This window comes from Acidimicrobiales bacterium, assembly GCA_036378675.1.
GTDB lineage: Bacteria > Actinomycetota > Acidimicrobiia > Acidimicrobiales > Palsa-688 > DASUWA01.
On record DASUWA010000074.1, the window covers coordinates 1 to 6,754 of the forward strand.

5 protein-coding genes are annotated in these 6,754 nt (G+C 66.2%); 2 read left to right on the top strand and 3 right to left on the bottom strand.

The genetic code is table 11. The features are described 5' to 3' along the window. Positions 1-204: 204 nt before the first annotated feature. The 3 genes from VFZ97_20200 to VFZ97_20210 form a co-directional block, all read right to left on the bottom strand. On the bottom strand, positions 205-597 hold the full coding sequence (locus VFZ97_20200) for a type II toxin-antitoxin system VapC family toxin (protein HEX6395759.1): 393 nt from the start codon (positions 595-597) through the stop codon (positions 205-207). A 429-nt stretch (positions 598-1,026) separates the two neighbouring features. Further along, positions 1,027-1,851, bottom strand: coding sequence for a hypothetical protein (locus tag VFZ97_20205; protein ID HEX6395760.1), 825 nt, complete (start codon positions 1,849-1,851; stop codon positions 1,027-1,029). A 304-nt stretch (positions 1,852-2,155) separates the two neighbouring features. Then, entirely contained in the window at positions 2,156-3,469 is a 1,314-nt protein-coding gene (locus tag VFZ97_20210) for an acyl-CoA dehydrogenase family protein (protein ID HEX6395761.1), read from the bottom strand. A gap of 62 nt (positions 3,470-3,531) precedes the next feature. On the opposite strand from VFZ97_20210, the gene VFZ97_20215 reads away from it, so the two are divergent. Beyond that, positions 3,532-4,002, top strand: coding sequence for a thioesterase family protein (locus VFZ97_20215; protein HEX6395762.1), 471 nt, complete (start codon positions 3,532-3,534; stop codon positions 4,000-4,002). After that, on the top strand, positions 3,999-6,754 hold a 2,756-nt coding region (locus tag VFZ97_20220; GenBank protein ID HEX6395763.1), incomplete at its 3' end, for a bifunctional proline dehydrogenase/L-glutamate gamma-semialdehyde dehydrogenase. The genes VFZ97_20215 and VFZ97_20220, both read left to right, overlap by 4 nt.

Below are 6,754 nucleotides of genomic sequence, written 5' to 3' on the forward strand. Positions count from 1 at the left end.
GGTCGACGTGCCCGAGGAGAAGTTGATCCCGGCCGAAGTGCACGCGCCGGCGAGCAGCGCTGCTGTCGCTGCCATTAGGGCCGTCACTGAGAAGTGGCGTTTGGTTCGAGACTTTCCCGTCATGTCAACGAAGGTGCCAGACAGCTGGGACCGTGAGCTGTGTGACGCCTCAGATACCGAGTGTCAGCAGAATGACCGCATCCTTTAAGCGGGCGAAACGACGTGCAACCCGATCTCCGAAGCGGCGGACCCAAGTCTCGAGTCGTAGACGACGAACGCGGTCAGACTGTCACCGACGGCTGTTGCGCTCGCAAGATGGATGGCGTCGAGGCTGCGTAGTTCGAGCGGACCGACCACCGAAGCACTTTCGACGAGGTCGCTGGTCAGGGGAATGAGGTCGAGTCCTGCGAGCAGCTCTCTCGCTGCGTAGACGGCCGTGTCGTCATAACGCCGGCACGTGCGGATGAGTTCGATGGTCGTGAGCTCTGCGCTCAGCTTCGGAATATCGTTTCGCTCGGTCAGCCATGCGGCCAGCGCGTCGCTCTCGGCCTCTTCGAACACCAATTTCACGAGTGCGGAAGTGTCGAGATAGATCAAGTGATGCGTTCGTCGCGGGATTCGGCGAGGGATGCGGATGGGCTCGTGTCGCCGACCGGCGTCCGACGCAGAGGTAACCGGAAGGGAGACCGCGCTGGCATCAGACGGCCGGTTACTACAAGCCGGTCGCGGGCGGAATCGGCAGGGCTAGGTGGCACGAGAAGTGCGACGAGATGGCCCCGTTCAGTCACCTCTACGGTCCTGCCGGTCTTTACTAGCTCGAGATACCGACTCGCGTGCTGGCGTAGCTCGCGGACCCCAATCCTGATCACAGCCGTTAATGTAGCACATCTAGTGCTACACGGGCGGTCCTGGGTCAGAGCTAGTGGCGGGGCCGGAACCTGACGGTCAGGTACGTCGCGAACTCAGTCGCCCACACAGCGAAAAAGAGTCGCACGGGATTCTCGTCGGAAATTTCGGCCTTTACCTTTAACGTCCGGTTGGGTACGCCGGGTCAGTTCCGGGGTGGATCCTTGAAAGGCGAGCCAATCGAGATATCCGCGTCCGGGAAGCCCGAGGCGCCAAGGCAGCGATGCTCGCGAAGCACAAACTGAGCGGGAGCAAGAGATTTGAGAACAGAAGCAGGATGACTAGTGGGATGTCGATGACAATCGCAGCCAGACCGCATCCGAGCATTCCCAGCGGCAGCCGTAGGAACCACGGCATCGTTCTTACTGACCGGCGCCAGCGATCAAGGCGGGAAACCGGGTCAGGCGTGGTAGCACCTTGCTCCGTAATACTTCGTGACACCGGTTGGGAGTCGCCGTGGTGACTCGACGCTGATACGTCATCGGCGACCGCCTCGGAGTTATCGCCGATCTCCTGGCCACTGGCGATGGCTGTTACCGGCGGCTGCCCGCGGCCGGCAATCGGCTGAACGGTAGGGGTTGGTGTCCCGATCGGGCGTTGACAGCGCGTCTCCGCTCGGGGTCGAACAGCCTTTGGTTTCTTACCGGTAATCGGCTCGCCCAGCAGAACCGCAACCATTTCTCGGGTCTGGGCTGCGGCGACGTCCAGACGCATGGCCGGCATCCCTTTGGTGACCGCGTCAGCGAGAGTGGAGAGCATCTGCGCAGATAGAAGCAGGCCAAGGCGGACGGAATCGTCGGCTTCGAGCTCGCCGGATTGGTAGGACCCGTAGATTCGGTGGATCTCTCGGCAGAGACTGAGGCTGAACGCAACGTCGTCCTGCTCAACGATGGTGAAGCCACCGTTCTCGACGACTGGGGTGAGCGTTTCTGCGGTTGAGTTCATGGAGTGGCCTCCAAGCCGAGCGTCAGTAGCCGTGGCCTGCGCCGCCCGCATTCCTCTTCCCTGGAATGTCGGCAAGTATCAAAACGGACTTAAGGGGCATCGCGGCCGTTGCGCGAGCGCCTTGGCCATACCGGACGGGGAGCGACGGGATCGTCCAGGCACGCCAAGACCAGCGTCGAAACTGGAAGATTGAAATGAGGGGAGGAAAGGAGCCGCCGCGGAGGCAGGTCGTTTTCCGATCCGAAGGATCGGGACGCCGGCCAGAGCGGCGAATCCATCCCTCCCCGTCAGTTCGAAGCCCCCGTCAGTTACGAGGCAGATCCTTGAACGGCACGACCTTGTCGTTGTTGGGCTCCTTGGGCAGCCCGAGGACGCGCTCGCCGATGATGTTGTGCTGGATCTCGTCGGTGCCGCCGTAGATCTGGGGACCTTGCACGAAGAGGGCCATCTCGGTGATCATCCCAGCGAGCGGGCCGCCGGCGAGATCGTTCAGCTCCTTGTTGCCGGACGGCTGGTAGGCGTGGAGCATCCCGCGCGCTCCGAGCAGCCGCAGGCCCGTGTCGCGCGACAGCCGAAGGATGATGCTCATCGAAAGCTTGGCGATGTTGCCGACGCCGGGTAGATCCCCGCCGGCTTCGCGGACCGCCTTCTGCCGGAGGGTCGTGTAGCGACCGATCTCGGTGAGGATGTACAGCCGGGCGAGGTCCTGGCGGACTAGCGGGTCGTTGTCCTTGGCGAGCTGCTTGGCGATCGCCTGGAGCAACTTCGAGGTGCCGTACACGCCTCCCGGCCCGCCGGCGCCGCCGCGGGTCCTGCCCGAAACGAGATCCCCTGCGCGCTTCGACAGATCCCCCGCAACGCTCCCGGGCATCGCAGTGCTCGCGCCTGCACCTCCACCTCCGGCCCCGAGACCGGCCCGCTCGAAGGCGAGGGTGGTGTTGGCGACGGCCCAGCCGTTGTTCAGCCCGCCGATGATCGCGTCGTTCGGAACGCGCGCCTCGGTGATGAACACCTCGTTGAACAACGCCCGTCCCGTCATCTCCCGGAGGGGTCGCACCTCGACACCGGGCTGCTTCATGTCGAACGCGAAGTAGGTGATGCCCTGGTGCTTCGGCACGTCGGGGTTGGTGCGAGCGAGGAGCATGCCCTTGTCTGCAACCTGGCCGCCCGAGGTCCACACCTTCTGCCCAGAGATGATCCACTCGTCCCCGTCGCGCTCGGCCCGGGTCTGCAGGCCGGCCAGATCGGACCCGGCGCCGGGCTCGCTGAAGAGCTGGCACCACGCGTCGGTGCCCGTCACGATCGGCCGGATGAAGCGCTCCTTCTGGCTCTCGTCACCGTGGACTGCGATGGTCGGAGCGGCGAGCAGCGCGCCCAGGCCACCAGGCGCCGGCAGGGCGCCGAACTCGACGATCGCCTCCTGGATCCGCACCGCCTCGGCCCGCGACAACCCCTTCCCGTAGGCATCGACCGGCAACGACGGCGCACCCCACCCGGATGTGCCCAGGCGCTCCCACCACTCGCCGACGGTCAGGTCGGGATCCCAGTTGGTGGCCAGCCACTCTTTTACTTCGGTCACCGGATCGGCGGTGGTCTGGGTCGCCTGCATCGCTTCCATTCCCTCCCTGATTCCCTACCCGCGACCTTACAGGCGAAGCACTCGATCCGACCACCCAAGTAATGGCTGCGCTGCGGTCGATCCCCACGTCCGAGACCAATCGGGGATACGTTGCGGTCGTGGGCCACGAAGCCGCACCCCGCAGCACCACCTACCGGCACAAGGTCCGCTACTACGAGGCCGACCAGCAGGGTGTCGTGTTCAACATGTGGTACCTCGGGTACTTCGACGAGGCGATGACGCTCTACCTCGAGGAGGGCGGCCTCGAATACCGCAAGATGCTCGACGCCGGTTTCGACGTGCAGTTGGTTCACAGCGAGATCGACTGGAAGGGCTCCCTTCGCTGGCCGGACACGGCCGACATCGAGGTGAGGCTCGCAGCCGCCGGCCGGACGTCTTTTTCCCTCACCTTCGACGTCAGAGCGAACGGGGCCGAAGTTGCCACCGGCCTCACCGTCTACGTGGCCGTCGCGACCGACGGCTCCGGAAAACAACCCCTCCCCGAACTGCTCCGCACCGCCCTCGGGGCATGACCCGGGGGGAGGACCTCCAGGCCGCCATCGAGGCGGCGGCGGCGCTGCAGGACGAGGCGGGCCACCAGCGTGACTACCGGGAGCGTGCACGGGCGGAGCGGATCAACCGCATCCTGTCCCACCCTGGCGGCTTCGACGTGTTGCTCGCGCTCACCGATGAGGTCCTGCGAGTGCGCCAGCCCGCCCGCGCCGCGGACCTTCTGTCGGGCCTGGTGGAAGGGGCCGCCGACGCTCTCTCGGCGTTCCGGCCGATCGACCGGGCGGAGCTGAGAGCCGGAGCCGCCCTCGGGCAACTCGTGCCCTGGTTGGTCGTTCCCGCCGCCCGCAAGCGGGTCCGATCCGAACTCGGTGACGTGATCCTGCCCGCCGGCCGGCGCAGCCTCGCCCAGCACGCCAAGCAGCGGCGTGCTCAGGGCATCCGCCTCAACGTCAACGTCCTCGGCGAGGCGATCCTCGGCGACGGCGAGGCCCGCCGGCGGCTGAAGAGGATCCAGCACGTCTTGAGCTTCCCGGAGGTCGACTACATCTCGGTGAAGATCTCGTCGATCTGCGCCCAACTCGACGTCCTGCGTTTCGACAACGAGGTCGAGCGCATCGCCGGCCCGCTCCGCAAGTTGTACGACCAGGCGGCGTCCTTCAACCCCGCCAAGTTCGTCAACCTCGACATGGAGGAGTACCGGGACCTCGAGCTGACCCTGGCGGTGTTCAAGAAGGTGCTCGACGAGCCCGCCTACGAGCGGCTCCCCGCCGGGGTCGTCCTGCAGGCCTACCTCCCCGACTCCCTCCAGGCGATCCACGACCTCTGCGCCTGGGCCCGCTGGCGGCGCGACCGCACCGGGAGTTGGGTGAAGGTGCGCATCGTCAAGGGGGCCAACCTCGCGGCCGAGCGGGTCGATGCGGAGATGCACGGGTGGGAGCAGGCCCCATTTTCGGAAAAAGTCGACACCGACGCGAACTACAAGCGCATGTTCGAAGTCGCCCTGGATCCCATTAACGAAGGCGCGGTCCGGGTGGGAGTAGCGAGCCACAACCTGTTCGAGCTCGGTTGGGCAGAGACCAGGGCCGGGTTGCTTGGGGCGCTCGACCAGGTCGAGTTCGAAATGCTCGAAGGGATGTCGCCGGCCGTGGCCCAGGCGGCGGCGCAGCGGTTCGGCGGGCTGCTCCTGTATGCGCCGATCGTGGAACCGGGCGACCTCGAGTCGGCGATCGCCTACCTGGTGCGCCGCCTCGACGAGAACACCACCCCGGACAACTTCCTCGCCCATCAGTTCGGGTTGACCGTGGGGTCGGGGGTGTGGGAGGAGGAGGCGGAGCGTTTTCGGAGGGCGGTGAAGGCGGCGGACTCGGCGCCGGCCGTCCGGTCCCGTAGGGCGCAGGACCGCTCGGCGCCGGCGGGCCGGTTCGTTGATGTGGAGTCGGGGTTTGCGAACGAGCCGGACACTGACTTCACGATCGGAGCGAACCGGCAGTGGGTTGCCGGGTGCCTGTCCTCGTTCGAGTTCGACGAGTACCGACCGGTAGTCGGCGGTCGTGATGCGTCGGGCGGTGGCTTGGAGGCGCAGGATGGCGTCGACCCGAGCCGGGCGTCGGGCAGCGCCGCGTACCGGTGGTGGTCTGCCGGTGACACCGAGGTCTCGGGCGCTTTGGAGTCCGCGCGGGCGGCGCAGGCGGCATGGGCTGCGTTGGGTGCTTCAGGCCGGAAGAGAGTGCTGCTAGATGTGGCGGACGGGATTGCTCGATCCCGGGGCCGGTTGCTGGCGGTGATGGCGTACGACACCGGCAAGACGGTGCGCGAGGGCGACCCCGAAGTGTCGGAGGCGGTCGACTTCGCCAGCTACTACGCGTCGACGATTCCTTCTTCGGACTCGGGCTTTCGTCCGTACGGGGTGGTAACCGTTGCGTCGCCTTGGAACTTTCCCCTGTCGATCCCCGCCGGCGGGGTGCTGGCCGCCCTTGCCGCGGGAAACGCGGTGATCTTCAAGCCGGCGCCCGAGGCGGTGGCCGTCGCCGGCGAGATGGTCCGCGTGATATGGGACGCCGGTGTTCCCAGGGAGGTGTTGCAGTTCGTTCCGTGTGTCGACGGCGACGCCAGCGCTCGGTTGATAACCGATAAGCGGGTGGACGGCGTGGTGCTGACCGGGTCGTGGGACACCGCGCAACTGTTTCTTCGGTGGCGTCCCGACTTGAATCTGCACGCGGAGACAAGCGGGAAGAACGCGATCGTCATCACCGCAACTGCCGATCTGGACGAGGCGATAGTGGACCTGGTTCATTCCGCGTTCGGTCACGCCGGCCAAAAATGTTCGGCCGCGAGCCTCGCGATCGTGGAGGCTGCGGTTCACGACGATCGGCGCTTCCTGCCGCGCCTGGCGGACGCGGTGCGTACCCTGGTCGTTGGGCCAGCGTGGGACCTGCGAACGAACATGGGTCCGTTGATCCGCCCCCCGGAGGGTCCCCTGCTCGACGCCTTCTCGCGACTCGGCCCAGGGGAGAGGTGGCTGGTTCCGCCGGCGGCGCTCGATGCTGGTCGCTACCTGTGGAGCCCGGGGGTGAAGGTGGGTGTGAGGCCGGGTTCCTCGTTCCACATGACCGAGTGCTTCGGACCGGTGCTCGGCGTGATGCGCGCTCGGGATCTGGACGAGGCGATCGAGTTTCAGAACACTCCTTTATATGGGCTGACTGCGGGGCTGCACGCGCTGGATCCGCTGGAGATCTCGCAGTGGCGCGATCGGGTGCACGCGGGGAACCTCTA